14 protein-coding genes are annotated in these 17009 nt (G+C 70.8%); 3 read left to right on the forward strand and 11 right to left on the reverse strand.

The genetic code is table 11. The features are described 5' to 3' along the window. Positions 1-87: 87 nt before the first annotated feature. The 10 genes from ACS5PM_RS24015 to cysK form a co-directional block, all read right to left on the reverse strand. Positions 88-2604, reverse strand: a complete 2517-nt coding sequence (locus tag ACS5PM_RS24015; RefSeq protein ID WP_439390243.1) for a dockerin — start codon at positions 2602-2604, stop codon at positions 88-90. 442 nt (positions 2605-3046) lie between these two features. Then, positions 3047-4402, reverse strand: a complete 1356-nt coding sequence (locus ACS5PM_RS24020) for a LacI family DNA-binding transcriptional regulator (protein WP_439390245.1) — start codon at positions 4400-4402, stop codon at positions 3047-3049. Further along, positions 4308-6656: an FG-GAP repeat domain-containing protein gene (locus ACS5PM_RS24025; protein ID WP_439390246.1), complete on the reverse strand. Its 2349-nt coding sequence runs from the start codon at positions 6654-6656 to the stop codon at positions 4308-4310. Before ACS5PM_RS24025 ends, ACS5PM_RS24020 begins: the two co-directional genes overlap by 95 nt. Before the next feature lie 12 nt (positions 6657-6668). After that, entirely contained in the window at positions 6669-6941 is a 273-nt protein-coding gene (locus ACS5PM_RS24030) for a DUF4242 domain-containing protein (RefSeq protein ID WP_439390248.1), read from the reverse strand. A 21-nt stretch (positions 6942-6962) separates the two neighbouring features. Then, positions 6963-7241: a DUF4242 domain-containing protein gene (locus ACS5PM_RS24035; protein WP_439390249.1), complete on the reverse strand. Its 279-nt coding sequence runs from the start codon at positions 7239-7241 to the stop codon at positions 6963-6965. A 43-nt stretch (positions 7242-7284) separates the two neighbouring features. Next, positions 7285-7530 (reverse strand): DUF1127 domain-containing protein, encoded by a 246-nt coding sequence (locus ACS5PM_RS24040; RefSeq protein ID WP_439390250.1) that lies wholly within the window; start codon positions 7528-7530, stop codon positions 7285-7287. Between the two features lie 208 nt (positions 7531-7738). Continuing rightward, positions 7739-10714 carry an ATP-binding protein gene (locus ACS5PM_RS24045; protein WP_439390251.1) on the reverse strand — a complete coding sequence of 992 codons (2976 nt, stop codon included), beginning with the start codon at positions 10712-10714 and terminating at the stop codon, positions 7739-7741. A gap of 46 nt (positions 10715-10760) precedes the next feature. Then, on the reverse strand, positions 10761-11375 hold the full coding sequence (locus tag ACS5PM_RS24050; protein ID WP_439390252.1) for a carboxymuconolactone decarboxylase family protein: 615 nt from the start codon (positions 11373-11375) through the stop codon (positions 10761-10763). A 2-nt stretch (positions 11376-11377) separates the two neighbouring features. Beyond that, entirely contained in the window at positions 11378-11899 is a 522-nt protein-coding gene (locus ACS5PM_RS24055; RefSeq protein ID WP_439390253.1) for a DUF3455 domain-containing protein, read from the reverse strand. A gap of 19 nt (positions 11900-11918) precedes the next feature. Beyond that, positions 11919-13496, reverse strand: coding sequence for a cysteine synthase A (gene cysK, locus ACS5PM_RS24060; RefSeq protein ID WP_439390255.1), 1578 nt, complete (start codon positions 13494-13496; stop codon positions 11919-11921). Positions 13497-13582: 86 nt separating this feature from the next. Here cysK and ACS5PM_RS24065 point away from each other — a divergent pair, with 86 nt between their 5' ends. From ACS5PM_RS24065 to ACS5PM_RS24075, 3 genes are all read left to right on the forward strand, one after another. Next, complete coding sequence (locus ACS5PM_RS24065) at positions 13583-14437, forward strand: alpha/beta fold hydrolase (RefSeq protein WP_439390256.1); 855 nt, start codon at positions 13583-13585, stop codon at positions 14435-14437. Positions 14438-14563: 126 nt separating this feature from the next. Further along, on the forward strand, positions 14564-15136 hold the full coding sequence (locus ACS5PM_RS24070; protein WP_439390257.1) for an OsmC family protein: 573 nt from the start codon (positions 14564-14566) through the stop codon (positions 15134-15136). Between the two features lie 3 nt (positions 15137-15139). After that, the gene (locus ACS5PM_RS24075; RefSeq protein ID WP_439390259.1) at positions 15140-16411 is read left to right on the forward strand and encodes an NAD(P)-binding domain-containing protein; all 1272 of its coding nucleotides are present in this window, start codon (positions 15140-15142) and stop codon (positions 16409-16411) included. Here ACS5PM_RS24075 and ACS5PM_RS24080 read toward each other — a convergent pair. After that, positions 16401-16919 carry a GNAT family N-acetyltransferase gene (locus ACS5PM_RS24080; RefSeq protein ID WP_439390260.1) on the reverse strand — a complete coding sequence of 173 codons (519 nt, stop codon included), beginning with the start codon at positions 16917-16919 and terminating at the stop codon, positions 16401-16403. The two genes, ACS5PM_RS24075 and ACS5PM_RS24080, sit on opposite strands and share 11 nt — an antisense overlap. Between the last annotated feature and the right edge of the window lie 90 nt (positions 16920-17009).

Here is a 17009-nt window from a genome sequence, read left to right on the forward strand (position 1 = left end):
GAAAGGAAGAGGCCATGGCGAGAGCCATGGCCGGGCCAGGGGGAAAGCGGCGGCACGCGCCGCCGCTCATACGCTCAAGTCATCTGTTCAGTTGCTGTAGAGGAGCCCCCGGCCCGTGCCACTGACGTAGATCCGTCCGTAGACGTTCTGGTCTGCCGCCATCACGCCGATGCCGCCGAACTGATGGGCGTCGTCGTTGTGGCGCGTCCAGGTGGCGCCGCCGTCGTCGGAGCGGTACACGCCCCACACGCCGTTGATCACGCCCACCACGTACACCGCGGCCCAGTACGTGGCGCCGGCCTTCGCTTTGCCGAGGGCCACGACGCTGGCACCCTGCACGTCGGGCCAAGAGTTGGTGCCCCAGATCGATGCGAAATTGCCGAGCTTGGACCAGCTCGCCCCCGAGTCCACCGAGTGGTACACGGCGTTTCCGTCGGCCAGCCACAGGTCACCCTCGACATTGGGGTTGACCGCGAACGAGGTGACCCACCAGCCGTTGGGACTGAGTCCGGCGGACACCGAGCCCTGGCTCAGCGTGAAGCTGTGTCCGCCATCGTTCGAGACGTAGACCTTGCCCGCGGAAGCCCACCAGGCGCCGCCCGAATCGTAGGCATAGACCTTGTTCGGATTCTTGCGATCGGTCACCAGGCGGTAACCGCGATTCCAGCCGACGCCGGGCAATGACGGCAGATTGGTCGCGACCCAGCTCGCACCGTTGTTCGTGGTGTACGACGGGACCGAGTTGGCCGGCGCCCAGACCACCCTGTTGCGCGCGGTGACTGCGACGCTGCCTTCGCTGCTCGTGTTGTTGGCCGCACCGGCGGGAAGGGACGCGAACGTCGCCCAGGTCTTGCCGCCGTCGCCGGACCAGTAACCGGTGCCGGCCCCGCTGGAATTGACGACGCCCGCACCGGCGATGTACTGCGAGTCGGACCACGCCATGTCGGCGGAGATGCCGTTGCTCCAGCCCAGGCCGGGATTCAGCGTGGGCGTCTTCGTGATGTCGGTGTGGACCCAGGTGCCGACGTCGCCCGAGCTGTTGACCAGGACGTACGGCGCGCCGGCCGGCGGCGTGACGATGGCCTGGGGCGCGGTTTCCTCGATGCCGTTGATGGTGCCGCTCCAGGTGGGCGTGGCCGAGGAGGCGTTCTTCGTCTCGAGGACGCCGCCGCCATGCACGTGCAGGATGTGGTCGCGGTTGGACGGATCGATCTCCACATCGTCGACCCAACCCGAGGCGCTTTCGCCCGGCATCGTCGCTTCGATCTCGCGCCAGGTGAGGCCGGCGTTGTCGGACAGCTGCACGATCTGCTGGCCGCTCCAGTTGCCCCAGGAGTTGGTCACGCCCAGCGCGATGCGGGTGGTCGCTCCGCTGCCCTGGACGGACACGCCGCCGAGGCCGAAGTTCGTCCCGCCGTTCGGGTCTTCGCTCTTGAGCAAGGTCCAGGTGCTGCCGTCGAACTTGTACAGGCGGGCGGGACCCCCGGCGCCCGGCCCCGCATCCTTGGTGAACACGACGTAGAACACGCCGTCGGCCGCTCGCACCATGTGCGGAATGTGGTAGCCCGACACCGGGGTCGAGACAGCGGTCCACGAGGCGCCGCCGTTGGTCGACTTGTACAGGTTCGCGCTCAGGCCGGCCAAGCCGGCGTAGTCGGGGGCGACGGCCGTGTAGAGGGTCTGCGTAGCCCCGCCGGTGCCCTTGCTGCCGGTGTCGTACACGACCAGCTCGACGCCCATGGCGGCTCCGCCCACGCCATTGATCTGGTCCTGGGTCATCTTCAGCGTCGACAGCGAAGTGACCTGGGCCCAGGTGCGGCCCGAGTCCGTGCTCTTCCACAGGCCCGCCGTGCGCGAGCCGTAGAACAGGGTCGACGGCTTGTTGGGGTCGACCATCAGGCGTTCGCCGATCGCGCGGCCGCCGTTGTTGCCGCCCGTCGAGAACGGCAGGTTGACGTAGGTCCAGCTGTCGCCGCGGTTGCTGGAGATGTACAGGCGGGCGTCAGCCTTGTCCGAGTTGTACATGCCTGCCGCCATGTAGACGAGCTGGTCGTTGTTCGGGTCGACGGCGATGCTCTCGATGCCGTGGAAGGAACTCTCGCTGCCACCGAAACCCAGGCCGTCCGTGATCGGCACCCACGACGAGGCGCTCGGGTTCCAGCGATAGGCGCCACCGATGTCGGTGCGCGCGTAGAGAAGGTTGGCGGTGGTCGGATGGAAGATCAGGCCCGTGACATAGCCGCCGCCGCCGAACTTCACGCTGGCCCAGGTGCCTACCTTGATCGAGAAGTTCTGCTGGGTCTTGGCGCCGCAGGAGTTGGTGTACGTGGCCGTGGCGGTGCACGCCCCGGCGGGCGTGATGGTCTGCTCGCGCGAGGCGCCTGAGGTGCCGCAGCCGCTCCAGCTCCACGCGCCGCCGCGTGTCGGCTGCGGGCCGAGGATGGCCGAAGTGCCAGTCTTGAGAGTGGCCGACGCCGTCTGCGTCCACGTGCCGTTGACGTTCACATAGGGCGTTATGGCCGTCGGTGCGCAAGTCTGGGCAATGGCTGCCGAGCCCGTGCCGGCACCTAGGGCCATCAGCAAAGTGGATAAGCGCAGTCTCATGGTTCTACCTTTGAGGTAAAGGGCTCGGCCGGTTGTCTCCTCCGGTCACGAGCGTTGTGGAGAACTGGTTCAGGGGCTGGCGCGACCTCGTCGGCGAGGGTCGCCATCCTTGTGCGCTTGGCACGGGTCGAGTGGCTGTGTGCGGCGCGCCACTGCAACGTCATCCAACCGACGCGGTGGGACGGGTCGGCCCGGGGTGGCCGTTCGTGTCGCCGATGTCACGTCCTGTGCCGCTGCGGCTCGATGCTCGTTTCGCAAGGAGGCTGGACAGAGGGAAAGACGTTGACTGCGCATGTTCGTGAACGGCGATTCGAGGCTGATATAGCGCTATATTTACCGCGGATAATAGTTCGATCGTCGAATGAACTTATGAGGGAAAACACGGGCCTGCGGTTGCAGGTCCGCGCGCCGCAACAATGCGCGCGACAGACCGAACGCTCGCTCAGGCGATGTTCAGTCGGCTGCGCCTAGACGCGGCCAGCGTGGCGCCGGGGACGATCTCGGTGGGCACGACGATGTTCAAGGGCTCGTTGAAGGGCTCGCCGCGGCGGGAAATCTCGATGCGCCGCATCAACGCTTCGACGGCGCGCCGACCCATCTCGTGCAGGGGCTGACGCACGGTGGCAATCTGCATCCAGCGGGCCATCAGGGTGTGGTCGTAGCCGACGACGGAGATGTCGTCGGGGACGACCAGCCCGCGCGAGCGCAAGGCCTCGATGCAGCCCAAGGCAATCGCATCGTTGCCCGCGAACACCGCCTCGGGCAGCGGGCGGCCGCGGTGACGCTGCAGCCACTGCAGCATGGCTTCGCGGCCCGCCTCGCTGTTGAGGTCGGTCCGAACGACGTGGCCCGCCGCCGGTTTCACGCCGGCTTCGGCGTGGGCCCGCAGATAGCCTTCGGCCCGCCGGTTCGCCCCGGTGTACGCGGACGGCCCGCCTATGTGCAGGATCCGGCGATGGCCCATCTCGAGCAAGCGGCGAACCATCTCGAAGGCGCCGGCCTCGTCGTCCGACGCGATGTTCAGCACCCCGGCGATCGGACGGTCTGCCTGCACCGACACCATCGGCGTGTGCGGCGGCAGCCAGGCCGAGCCATCGTCTTGCAGGCGCGGCCCCAAAAGGATCAGGCCGTCCACGCGCCCGTCGCAAACGGCGGGGAGGTGGGCAGGCGCCTCGGCCCAGTCGGCCAGCGTGAACACCGACGTCGTCTGACCGGCCGCCGTGGCCCCCTGGATCACGCCGCTGAACACCTCGAGGAAGTACAGGTTCGGCTCGTCGCCCAGGAAGTTGGCGACCAGGCCGATGGCATTCGTGCGTTGGTTCGCGAGCGCCCGCGCGGTGGCGTTCGGCCGATACCCCAATTGCTTTGCGGCGGCCAGCACGCGCTCGCAGGTCTGTGCCGACACGCGGGCCGAGCCTCGACGGCCTCCGTTGAGGGCCGAGGAGGCTGCCATCTCCGACACGCCCGCCGCGCGCGCGACGTCGAGAAGCGTCGGCGCATCACTGTGTCGGCGGCCCGTTGGGGGTTTCGCGGGAGGCGGATTCGACTTCGAAGTGGGCACGGAGGTCCGGGGGCAGACGGAGCGCCGCGGTCGGCACCTCGGGAAGCGGCGCACTTTAGCATCGGCCGGTCGGACCCCCTTCGACAGGGGTGCCCGCTTCGGCCTGGAAGCGAACACCCCGAACTCACGGCGATCGCCTGGCCTAGTTGAACTCCCGCACCTTGACGCCGCGCGTGGTGCCGGGCAGCCCGTCGTTGTAGTGCTCCACGCCATACAGGACCAGCTTGCCGTTGCCATCGACGTAGACGCCTGCGCCGGCCGCGAAATCGCAGTAGCGCTCGTTGCCGGTGTTGCCGGTTCGGCACTTGGCGTTGAAGTTGCCCAGCTTGGTGAAGCTCGGCACGTAGCTGTCCGACACATCCAGGCGCCAGATGTCGGCCCAGTCGTTCTCCGAGCTCCAGTGGCGGTGGGTGCCCACGATGTACAACTGGCCGCTGCAGTCGGAGACGATCTGGATGTTCTGGTACCAGGAGTCGCCGAACGGCGTGTCGGCCGCGGCCACCGATACCCACTTCGAGGCGCTGTCGCTGAAGCCGGGCATCTGGGCCAGCGTGGAGACGAAGACCTCGACGTTGTCGGAGTTGTTGCCGAACACGAGCGCCATGAAGCGGCCCGATTGCAGGCGCACGAGGCTCGCGGCGCCGGCATCGGTGGTGTGGCTGCGAACACGGTTCGTGGAGCTCGACCACACCGGCCGGGTCGGGTCGCTCAGCCGCACGATGCGAAAGCCCGCGGTGACGCTGTCGTTCACCGCCTCCAGCGGCTGGATCGCGTACTCGCCGGTGATCTGGAAGCCGCTCGCGTGGTTGCGCGTGGAAGCCTCGCCGAGGTAGGCGCGCACCGCGTCATTGGCGGGAGCGAGCTGGAACGGCGCGACGTTGCCGCCCATGGCGAAAAGCGTCGGGCCGCGTGAGCCCATGGCCGTGATCTCGAGGCCGGCCGCCGTGCCCGGCTGGGTGGACATCGAGACGGCGAAGTAGTTCTGCCCGTTGCGGTTCAGGCGCTGGATGCCCTGGCGGTGCTCCATACCGCTGGCCGTGGTCGGCGCCCACACGCTGGCCTCGTCGCTGCCGCTGCGATAGCCCATCACGTAGCCGGGGTCGGCTTGCAGATTGACCAGGCTGCCCACCGGGTTCGCCACGCAGCGGTTGGCAAACGGCTCCCAGGTGCTGCCCGTGACCCAGGCGCGGACCGGGAAGACATCCTGCACGCCGGCTTGCTGGACGGCACTGAAGCTGCCGATGTAGCTGCCGCTCCTGGAGCGGGCCATCGGCACGGTGTTCCAGAACCAGTTGCCGGTCAGCGCCACGTCGATGCGGCCATCGCCGTCGTAGTCGCCGACGACGGCACGCACGCCCACCTCGTGCGAACGCGAGGCGAAGTCGCCGGGCTGCGAGGTGATGATGGTGAACTGGCCGTCGCCGCGCGACAGGCCGGTGTAGACGAAGGTGCCTGCGCTGACCACGGTGATGTCGGCCAGGCCGTCGCCGTTGGTGTCGCCCGCGAACACCGTGGCCGCACCGTGCGCGGCCAGCGCCGAAAGATTGCCGCCTTCGAAGTACACCTGGAAGTTGGTGACGGTGAAGCTGCCGTCGCCATTGGAGAAGGCCACCGGGACCGTGCTCCACCAGTTGGGATCGCCACCGATCAGCGCAATGTCGCTGCGGTGGTCGCCATTGAAGTCGCCGACCATCACCTTCACGCCCGGCACCGCGGCCCAGGCGGCGAACTCGCCGATCGCCGTGTCGCGGATGTCGAACATGCCCTTGCGGCGCGAGAACGCGACCGGCATCGTGCGGGCGGACGAGCCGACCACCGCGATGTCGGCCTTGCCGTCGCCGTCGAAGTCGCCGACGACCTTGCGGGTGCCGGGCTCGCCGGCACGCACGGCGAAGATGCCGGCCTCGGTGTTGGTGATCCTGAACGTGCCGTCCTTCTTGGAGAAGGCGACCGGCATCGTGTGCCACCAGCCGGGGTCGCCACCGGCGAGCGCCACGTCGGTGCGGCCGTCGCCGTCGAAGTCACCGGCCAGTGCGTCGACGTTGGCCGAGGCGGCCCAGGCCGCAAAGGGTCCGACGCCGGCGTTGGTGATGCGGAAGCTGCCGTCGCCGTTCGAATAGGCGACCGGCATGCTGCTCCAGCCGGCCGGGCCGATGAGCGCGAGGTCGCTCTTGCGGTCGCCGTTGAAGTCGCCGACCAGGGCCTTGGCGTTGGGTGTGGAGGCCCAGGTGCCGAAGTCGCCGACGAACAGGTTGGTGACGCGGAAGGAACCATCGCGGTTGGAGAACGCCACCGGCAGGCTGGTCCAGCCCGCGCCGCCGGTGAGCAGGATGTCGCTCGCGTGGTCGCCGTCGAAGTCGCCGGCGAGGGCCTTGACGTTGGGTTGCGCCGACCAGGAGGCGAATTGCGCGTGCGCGCTGTGCGCAGGCAGGGCGCAGCACACGGCCGCCATGAGGGCGCTGCCGATGGATTGCAGACAGAAGGTTTTCATGGATGGGGACGTTCAGGGGAATGAATGGGGGCTCAGCAGGCCGACCTCGGTGATGCGCCCGGCCGGAAACCCGTTGCGTTCGGCCACCTGGCGGATGGCGTCCGGCGACGGGGCTTCGTACAGGCACCAGGTCTTCCTGCCGTCGGGGCTCACGTAGGAGCGGATCCAGGTGACCCCCCAAGGCGAGTTGACGGAGACCACGCTCCCGCAGGTCTGGCGGCCCTCGGCGTTCATGGGAACGTCGAGGCCGTGCGGGAAGGTCCGTTCGACCAGGTAGCGCTTCATGGAGACAGGCCCGGCCGGGTCTCAGGCCGGCAGGTAGAAGTAGGGGTCGAGCACGGTCACCGGGGTGATCGTGTCCACCGGCAGGCCGTTGCGCTCGGCGACCTGGCGGATCGCCTCGGGCGACGGGCCGTCGTAGATGCAGAAGGTCTTCTTGCGGTCCGGGCTCACGTAGGAGTGGACCCAGGTCACGCCTTCGCTGGCGTTGACCTTGACGACCTGGGCGCAGCCGTTTCGACCTTCCGGGGTCATGGGGATGGTCAGGCCCTGCGGGAAGCTGCGTTCGATGAGGTAGCGGTTCATGGGAAGTCCTTTCAGGTCGAGTAGGGGCGGGTGGGGAAGCGGGTCAGGCGCGGGCCGTTCGACGCAGGGTGGGCGTGCGCAGGCCGTGCGCCTCGGCGGAGACAGCCTCGATTTCGCTGCGGTCCATGCCGAGGTCGTGCAAGGTGCGGTCGTCAAGATCCGCGAGCGTCCGGGCCGTCTGGCGCGCGCCGCGGCGGGCGGCCCAGCGCAGCTGGGCGTCCGCGAGCGCGATGCGGGCGGTGGCGAGGATGCCGGGCTGGACCGGCAGGAGGGTGAGCAGGGTGTGCATGGTTCGTCCTTTCGTGAGGTCGAACTCTGAGCGGCACCCCGTTCTGTGGGCGTTCCTCGGGCCGCGGGCGCAGCGATATGCCGGACGGATGGTCAGCCGTGCGAAGCGTCGCCGCGGTCTGTCGCGCGGTGCAGGTCAACGAGCCGGAGGCTGGTGCGAAGCGGGCGCTGCGCCAACGGGAGCGACCGCAGGCGCGGCTGGCGTGAGGTCAGCCGCCGAGGGACGCGACGAGCGAGACGAAGCCGCCCGACGCCTCGACCGTGGCGCGCTGCAGCAGGCCGTCGAGGTCGATGGCGGGCAGCGCGGGCAAGGCCGTGTCCTCGACTTCACTCCACTGCGCGAGAGGTCGCGCCAACTCCTCGCGGTCGCCCGCGCTGAGCGACGGCTCCGCCGAGGCGATGCGCAACGCCTGCCGGGCGGCCACCGCATGCCCGAGGCGGTACACCAGCTGCGCGAAGGCCACCGTGGCCTTGGCCTTCAGCAATGGCGCCTGGAGCCCGAGCGCGATCTCGCAGGCCGCGCTGACGGACGCGCTGGCCGATGCGACTTCGCCACGAAGGGCCGCCACGATGCCGAGCTGCGCATGCAGCCAGCCGAGGAGCAGGCGCTGGCCTGTGGGCTGCACGAGTTCCAGCGCCCGCCGGGCGTGGTGCTGTGCGGAGGCGAGGTCACTGCGCATCAAGGCCATGTCGCTGAGGTTGGCCAGGACCAGGCCGGCGGTGGCCGACAGGCCGCTGCGCTCGCACAAGGCCAGCGCCTCGGTCAACGGCGCTTCGGCGGCCTCGGGCTCGCCGCGGTCCAGGTGCAGCGAGCCGAGGTTGTTCAGGCCCAGCGACAGCACGGCCACGTCGCCCTGGCGCCGTTGCAGCACGAGCGATTCGCGCGACAGGCGCAGCGCTTCGTCGTGGCGGCCGACGCGGCGCTCGATCAACGAAAGGTGGTCGAGCGACACCGCGCGGTCGCGTGTGGCAGAGGGCCCACTCGCCAGTTCGAGCATGGCCTGGAAATGCTCGCGCGCCTCGTCGAGCCGGCCCAGGCGCAGCGCGCTGGCGCCCAGCACCCGCCAGGCCATCCGGCGCGTGTGGGTGGCCTCGTTCGCGTCCCCTTGCGAAGCAGCCGCCAGCGCCTCGCGCGCCTCGGTTTCGGCCTGGGCGAAGCGGTCCAGCCGCAGCTGCAGATGGGCGGCGTGCACCAGCAAGCGCGAGCGCAAGGTGGGCTCGCGTGCTGCCACGGGAGCCGCCAGGGCCGCCTGCAGCACCACCAGCGCGCGCTGCGGCTGCCCGCGGTGCTCGGCGTAGTCCGAAAGGCCCCAGGCGGCGGTGGCCAGTCTCTCGCCAGGCCCGTGCTTCGAAAGCCACTCCAGCGCCACGCGGCAGTTCTCGAATTCGTCGTCGATGCAGCGAAGCGCCTCGGCATCGCCGCCTCTCAGCGCGACCTGTCGTTCCGCCAACACCTCGCGGAAGAACAGAGCGTGGGCCACGCGCGCGGCGACGTACGCCGCGTCGTCGCCCAGCCGGAGCGCCGCGAACTGCTGCACCAGCGGGTGCAGCGTCATGCGCGTGCCTTCCTTGCGCAGCAGCGATTTGTCGAGCAGCGCACCCAGCACCGGCAGCGGCGCTGCGGCCACCACGCGAGCCGCATCGACCGTGAACCCGCCGCGGAACGCCGACAGCCGCGCCAGCGCCTGCCGCTCGCGCTCGCCCAGCAAGCGCCACGATTGCTCGAAGACCGCCTCGAGGCTGGCCTGGCGCGCGGGGAAGGCCGGGTTGGTCGCGCGCAGCAGCTCGGTGCCTTCGCGCAGCTCGCGGGCGATGTCCGCGCAGCGCATCAGGCGCGTCCACGCGGCGGTCAGCTCCAGAGCCAGCGGCAGGCCGTCGACCTGGCGGCAGATGTCGACGATGGTGGCAGGCTCGCCGGCAGCGTCGCTCGCCGGATCGGCCCGGCGGGCGGCGGCCAGGAACAGGCGCGAGGCATCGAAGGCCTCGAGCCGGTCCATGTCCTCCGGCTCCGGGCAGGGCAGGCCCTCGAGCGGCAGCGCCCACTGGGCGGCCAGCACCAGGCGTTCGCGCGTGGTGACGATCAGCTTCAGCCCCGGGGCGGCCTCCAGCAGCCTTTCGATCAGGGGCGTGGCCATCGACGCGATGGGCTCGAAGTTGTCGAGCACCAGCAGCAGCCGGCGCTCGCGCAGATGGCCGGCGAGCGACTCGAATTCGTCGCCCGTGCGCAGGCGAGGCACGCCGAGGAGACGGCACAGGCGCGCGACGAAGGCCGCGGCGCTGTCCACGTCCTCCAGCGGGACGAAGACCGCGCCGTCATCGAAGAGCGGCGACACCTCGTCCATCGCCCGCCGGGCGAGGCGGGTCTTGCCGATGCCGCCCGGCCCGACGATCGCCAGCAGGCGGCAGGCCGGCCGAGCCATCAGCTCCCCTATGCGTCGCAGTTCGGCGACGCGGCCGACGTAGCCGTCGTCCCGGGCTTCAGGCGCGGCGGTGGCGGGGACGGGGCTGAGGAGGCTGTCGTGCAAGGCGCGCAGCGCGCTGCCGGGCTGCACGCCCAGGTCCTGCTCCAGTCGCTGGGCGAAGGTGCGCCAGGCTTGCCTCGCACGCGCTGCCTGCCCCGCGTGGGCCAGGTGCCTCACATGGGCGTCGAGCGCGGCCTCGTCGAGCGCGTCGGCCTCCAGCATCGCGGCCGAGAGCGCGATGGCCTCGTCGTCCGGGATGCCGGCCTGGAGCCGCTGCAGCGCCGCGCCGCGCCAGGCCCTGCGCCAGCGCTCGCGCTGGCCGTTCAACCACTGCGTCCAGCTTTCGTTGGCGTCGTCGTCGAAGCCCGCCAGCAGATCGGCCGGCGCCTGCTGCAGCGCCTCGGCCAACCGGCCCTCTCGGACCTGCTCGTGGAAGGCCTGGAGATCGGTGGAAGCCACCGAGCGAAGCAGCGGACCGTCGCTTTCGATGGCATCGGCGCAAGGCGTGCCGCTCAGACGGAAAAGCGCCTTGCGCAGGTTCGTCGAGGCGAGGCTGCGCGGCACGTCCGGCCAGAGGATGGCGGCCAGTTCGGCCCGCTGCATCCAGTCGCCCTGCAGCGCCAGCAGGGCGACGAGCTGCCAGCGTCTCTCGAACGGCAGCGGCAGGCGGTCGGCGCCGGCTTGCGCCGAGGGCGTGCCGATCAGACGCAGATGGCAGCTCATGGCCGCATTGTCCGGACGATTGCGTCGACAGGCACGCCCGAGTTTGTTACGGCGAGTCGGGCAGGGCGGCGACCGGCGCGGTGTCTATCGGCCGGCCCACCGCCAGCGCGTCGCGAAGGGGGGCCGGCAAATCGCCCATCGGCCCGTCGGCCATTACGCCGACCGCATCGAGCAGCTTGGTGAAGAGAGCACGCGCGGCGACGACGGCGGCGATGTCGAAGACCTCGGCATCGCTGAAGCCGTGCGCCTTGAGCTCGGCCACGTGGTGGGCGGTGACCGACCCCGCATCGCGAGCGACGCGCCGCGCGAAACGTAGCATCGCCTGCTCGGCCGGCGTCAACAGCGCCTCGACGCGGCCTTCGGCGAGGTGGACGATCTCTTCATCGGAGAAGAACTCCCGCAGCACGCGCCCGTGCGCCAGGCTGCAGGCGGAGTGGCCCAGTTCGTGAGCGGCCGAGAAGGTGACGAGCTCCAGGCGCCGCTTGTCGAGCGGGCGCTTGACCTCGGCGAGCAGCGCGGCCCAGCGCCCCATCAGCCCGGGCCGATGGCAGAAGACCTTGGCGAAGTTGGGCACGAAGCCCCAGGACTCCTGCTGGCGGCGGTACATCGCGGCGACCTCGTCGCGCGCTTCGGCAGGCGACACGGTGGTGATGAAAGACATGGTCAGCGGCCTTCGTAGAGCAGGTAGTCGGCGGTGTAGGCCACGCGCTGGCGCACGCCGGCCGTGGTGGCTTCGCAGCCGGCCGGTGGCGCGATGCCGCCCTGGGTGTTGACACGCCGGATCCGCGTGACGGCCCGCAGGCGGCCGGGGCCGCCGCTGCTGTGCACGTCGAGCAGCAGCCACGGAATGGCGCCTGCGACCGGCGCGTCCGCTCGCGCGACCGCCTTGCCTTCGACGCGGCTGCCATCCTGGAGCTGCCAGAAGGGGCCTGCGCCGTGCTGGCCGACGGCCTGGCCGTGTGGGTCGAACAGCGTCGCGTCCGGCGCCACCAGGGCCCAGCTCGCCTGGCCATCGGTGAGCCGGCACTCGTAGATCTGCGCGCCGCGCGCCGGCAGCGAGCCGACCCAGCGTTCGCCCGGCGAGAGCTGCAAGGCGGACGGCATGGTGGGCGGGGCCGGAGGGGGCGTGCTGCAACCGGCCATGGCAAGCAGCGTCGCCGACAAGAAGACGGGCGAGGTTTTCAAGGGGAATCTCCAGGTTGGTTCAGGCTTCGGCGCGCGGATGCAGCCAGCGCGGCAGGAATTCGCCCGGGTCGATGTCGGCCGAGGCGTCGAAGGCCAGGCCTGCCGCGGCCAGCAGGCTTTGGGCGCGGCCCTGGCGAAAGGCATTGAACAGGTCCATCGCGCCGCCGATGTGCGTGCCGCCGATCCAGATCTGCGGGATGGTCGGCTCCCCGGCGCGCCGGCGCAGCACCGGGCGCAGCCGCGTGCCGAGCTGGCCCTGCTGCATCGCGACGCTGTCGAGGTCCACGCTGCGGTAGGGGATGCCCAGCCGGGCGAAGAGCTTGCGCACCGCCCAGCAGAACTCGCACCACTGCAGCGCGAACATCACGACCGGCGCGCCGTCGATCGCTTCGGCCACGAAGGCCTCGGCCTCGGCGTCGGCCGCGGCCGCGGCCGGTGCCTCGACCGCAGGAGCCGCAGCGGCCGGCGGACCGGCCGGCGAGGGCGCGGCGGCGGGCGCTGGCGCATCGAAGCGGCAGCCGGGCGTGGAGCGCGACAGGGCGAGCTCCTCGTCGTTCATGTCCACGCCTATGCCTTCGAACAGCGGCGTCGAGAGATAGCGTTCACCGGTGTCGGGCAGCATGCAGACGATGTGGCTGCCCGCCGGGGCGCGCTTGGCCACCTCGAGCGCGGCAGCCAGGGTCGCGCCGCTGGAGATGCCGACGAAGATGCCCTCCTGCGTTGCCAGGGCGCGCGACAGGCGGATCGCCTCGTGACCGCTGACCGGCACGACCTCGTCGACCAGCTTCTCGCGCAGCGCGGTGTCGGTGAGCGGCGAGATGAAGTCGGGTGCCCACCCCTGCATGAGGTGCGGGCGGAACTGCGGATGGCTGACGTAGGGCGAGCCGCTGGCGTCGCGCGGCTGCGGGATGCCGCTGGCCACGACCGGCGCGTTGTCGGGCTCGGCGGCGACCACGCGGATGCCGGGGTCGTGGGCCTTCAGTGCCCGCGCGACACCCAGCAGCGTTCCGCCGGTTCCGAAGCCGGAGGCGAAGGCGTGCAGGCGCTCCCCGGCCAGGTCCGCGAGGATCTCCGGCCCGGTGGTGCGGGCGTGCATCGCCGCGTTGGCCTCGTTCTCGAACTGGCGGCAGAGGAACCAGCCGTGCGCGCGCGCCAGCTCCACCGCCTTGGCCAGCATGCCGCTTCCCTTCTCGGCCGCCGGCGTGAGCACCACGCGGGCGCCGAGAAAGCGCAGGAGACGCCGGCGCTCGATGCTGAAGCTCTCGGCCATGGTCAGCACCAGCGGATAGCCCTTCTGGGCGCAGACCATGGCGAGGCCTATGCCGGTGTTGCCGCTGGTGGCTTCGACCACCGTCTGGCCGGGCTGCAGCAGGCCGCGCTGCTCGGCATCCTCGATGACGGCCAGCGCGAGGCGATCCTTGACCGAGCCGAGCGGGTTGAAGGACTCCACCTTCACGTGCAGGTGGATGCCGGCCGGCGCCAGCTTGTTCAGGCGCACGAGCGGCGTGCGGCCTATGGTTTCGAGGATGTTCGCGTAGCGGGCCAATTCGATCTCCTGGTGGGTGGGTGGCGCAATGTGGTGGCCGGCGCGTTCCACGGGCGTTCCTCGCCTGTGGACGAGCCCGCGGAACGGCAGCGGAACGGAGGGCCTCGCACAGTGCGGCGGCATTGCAAGGACCCGCCATGACCTCCAGCCCGCTTCTGCCGACCTCCACCGAACGCCGCCCGACGGTGGTGCTGCTGCATGCCAGCGCATCGTCCTCGCGCCAGTGGGACCAGCTCGCCCAGGCCCTGCGCCCCAGCCACGACGTGCACGCCATCGACCTGCATGGCCACGGCCGGCGCGAAGCCTGGACAGACCTGCGCCCGCTTTCGCTGCACGACGATGCAGCCCTGGCGCTGAAGGCGCTGGAAAGGCAGGGCGGCGGTCACCTCGTCGGGCATTCGTACGGCGGCGCGGTGGCCCTTCACCTGGCGGCGATGCAGCCGTCTCTCGTTCACAGCCTGGCGGTCTACGAGCCCGTGGTCTTCAGCCTTCTGGCCGACAAGGCGCCGGACAGCCACGGTGCACGCGAGGCCTTCGCGATCGCGGCGGGGCTGCACGCGTTGGTCGGCCAGGGCCGGCCGGAGGTGGCGGGCGAGGTGTTCGTCGACTACTGGTCCGGCCCCGGCACCTGGCGGCTGATGGGCCAGGAGCGCCAGCGCGCGATCGCGAACCGGATGCCGACCATCGTGGCGCACTTCGACACGCTGATGAACGAGCCGCTGCCGCCGGCCCTGAACCAACGCCTGACCATGCCCGTGCTCGTGATGCACGGAACCCGGACCACCACGGCCGCGCTCGCCTTGGCGCAGCTGATGCGAGAGCTGTTGCCCGCGGCGGCACACGAAGCCATGCCCGGCCTCGGCCACATGGGGCCGCTGGCCGACCCCGCGCGCGTCAATGCGCGGCTGCTGCGCTTCCTGCAGGCGCAGGAGCCCGCAGGCCTCGAGACCGAGCCGCCGGCCCGATGGCTGAGCCCTCTTGCCATGGCCTGAGCCCCAGGCCCGGTACCGCATCTGCGGCGCCATGCCCGAGGGCAGCGCGCGGACGCCTTGCCCGCCGGGCGTCATCGGCGAGCCCCTTTCCCGTTCCACCCACCTGTTCTCTTCGAGGAAACGACCATGACCACGACCCAGACCCGCGCCATCGACAACGGCGTCAACGTTGCCGCGCTGCTCGGCGCCCGCGAAGCGCTGGCCGCGCAACCCCCGGCCGCGCGCTTCCAGTGGCGCGCCAGCAGCGAATGGCTGCACGGCACCCACAGCCGCGCCACCGTCGAGGGCTTCCACGGCCTCGGGGCGGAGCAGAAGCACCGCCGCGCCTACCGCTATGACACCGACCACCCGGAGGTCTTCGCGGCGGCCGACAACGGCGCCACGCCGGTCGAGATGGTGCTCGTCGGGCTGGCCGGCTGCCTGACGGCGGGCGTGGCAGCGGTCGCGCAGAACCGCCAGATCGCCCTGCACTCGGTGAAGGCCACGCTGGAGGGCGACATGGACCTGCGCGGCATCCTCGGCATAGGCGACCAGACGCGCAACGGCTTCGAGGCCATCCGCGTGCACTACGAGATCGACGCCGATGCGACGCAGGCCGAGATCGAGGCGCTGGTCGCGCAATCGCAGAAACGCTCGGCCGTGTTCGACATCGTGACCAATCCGACCGACGTGGCCGTCACGGCGCGCAAGCGGGTCTGAGTTGTGCGTGCCATCGACGTGGTCGTGGTCGGCGCCGGCCACAACGGGCTGGCGATGAGCACCGTGCTGGCCGGCCAGGGCATCGACCACGTCGTGCTCGAGCGCGGCGCGGTGGCGCAGAGCTGGCGCCGCGAGCGTTGGGACTCGATGCGCCTGCTCACGCCGAACTGGATGACGCGCCTGCCGGGTTGGCGCTACGACGGCCCCGACCCCGACGGCTTCATGCGCGCCGGCGAGCTGGCCGACACCATCGCGCGCTATGCGGTTCGCGTGTCGGCACCGGTGCGCAGTCACACCGCCGTGCGGGGCGTGTGGCGCGAGGGCGAGGGCTATCGCGTCCAGACCAGCGAAGGCGATTGGCGCTGCCGCGCGCTCGTCATTGCCAGCGGCGCGTTCGGCCAGCCGGTCGTTCCGCGCCTGGCCGATCGCCTCCCGCAGGAGGTGCACAGCCTGCATGCCGCGCACTACCGCCGGCCCGGGGACTTGCCCCCGGGCGGCGTGCTCGTCGTCGGCGCGTCGGCCACCGGCTTGCAGCTCGCGCGCGAGATCCACGCGAGCGGCCGGCCGGTGACGCTGGCCGTCGGGGAGCACGTCAGGTTGCCGCGGCTGTATCGAGGCAAAGACATCCACTGGTGGATGGACGCCGCCGGCTGGCTGCAGCAGCGCATCGAGGACGAGGCCGAGCCCGAGCGGGCGCGCCGGCTGCCTTCGCCGCAGCTCGTCGGCACGCCGGAACGCGCCTCGCTCGACCTCAACACCTTGCGCGCCGACGGCGTCGAGATCGTCGGCCGGCTGGCCGGTGTGCGCGATGGCCAGGCGCAGTTCTCCGGCTCCTTGCGCGCCGTCTGCGCGCTGGCCGACCTGAAGCTGGGCCGGCTGCTCGAGGGCATCGACGCCTACGCGCGGTCCACCGGACTGGAGCGCGAGATCGGGCCGGTGGAGCGCTTCGCCTCCACGCAGCCCGACACTGCGCCGCGGCTTTCGCTGGCGCTGGGCCGCGAGCTGCGCACCGTGCTCTGGGCCACCGGCTACCGCCCGGAGCTGTCGTGGCTGCATCTGCCGGTGTTCGATGCTCAGGGCGCGCTGCGCCACGTTCGCGGCGTGGTGGCCGGCGCGGCGGGCGTGTATGTGCTTGGGCTGCCTTTCATGCGGCGCCGCCAGTCGAGCTTCATCCATGGCTGCGTGGACGACGTGCAGGCCCTGGGCAAGCAGCTCGTCGGCCACCTGCAATCGAGCCGGTCGGGTCAGGGTTCGCATGCGCTGGTCAGCGGCTGAGCCGCAGGTCGCGACGCATGAAGACCAGCCAGTCGCGCAACGGCCCGGCCAAGGTCTCGGGGGCGGGAACTTCGCGGAAGCCGAGGCTGCGGTACAGGCCGGCGGCCTCCTCCTGGCGGATGCTGGTGTCGAGCTGCATCCACTCGTGGCCGGCGCGGCGCGCCTCGTCCAGCAGCGTCGTGGCCAATGCGCGACCGATGCCCCGGCCCTGCAACGCCGGACGCACGAACATGCGCTTCATCTCGCAGCCGCCGCCGGCCAGCGGCTTCAGCGCCACGCAGCCCGCGCTTTCGCCTTGCCAACGCGCGAGCAGCAGGCGCCCGGCCGGTGGCGCATAGGCGCCGGGCAGCCCGGCCAGCTCGGCCTCGAAGGCCGCCGCGTCGAAATAGCTCTGCACCAGGTGCAGGTCGCTCGCGTGGCGCTCCAGGTGCCAGGCGAGGAACTCCCGCATCAGCGTGCGCACCTCGTCCAGCGCCGGGCCGGCCGGGGCCTGCTCTATCTGCATCATGGCGACTCCCTTGTCGAAGCCGCCACGGTAGGCGCGGCCGCCGCCCGGGGCATCGGGAAGCTTCCCCAGATTGAGGCTCCGCCCCCACGT

Source organism: Ideonella flava (assembly GCF_051857595.1).
In the GTDB taxonomy this organism is placed as follows: domain Bacteria; phylum Pseudomonadota; class Gammaproteobacteria; order Burkholderiales; family Burkholderiaceae_C; genus Ideonella.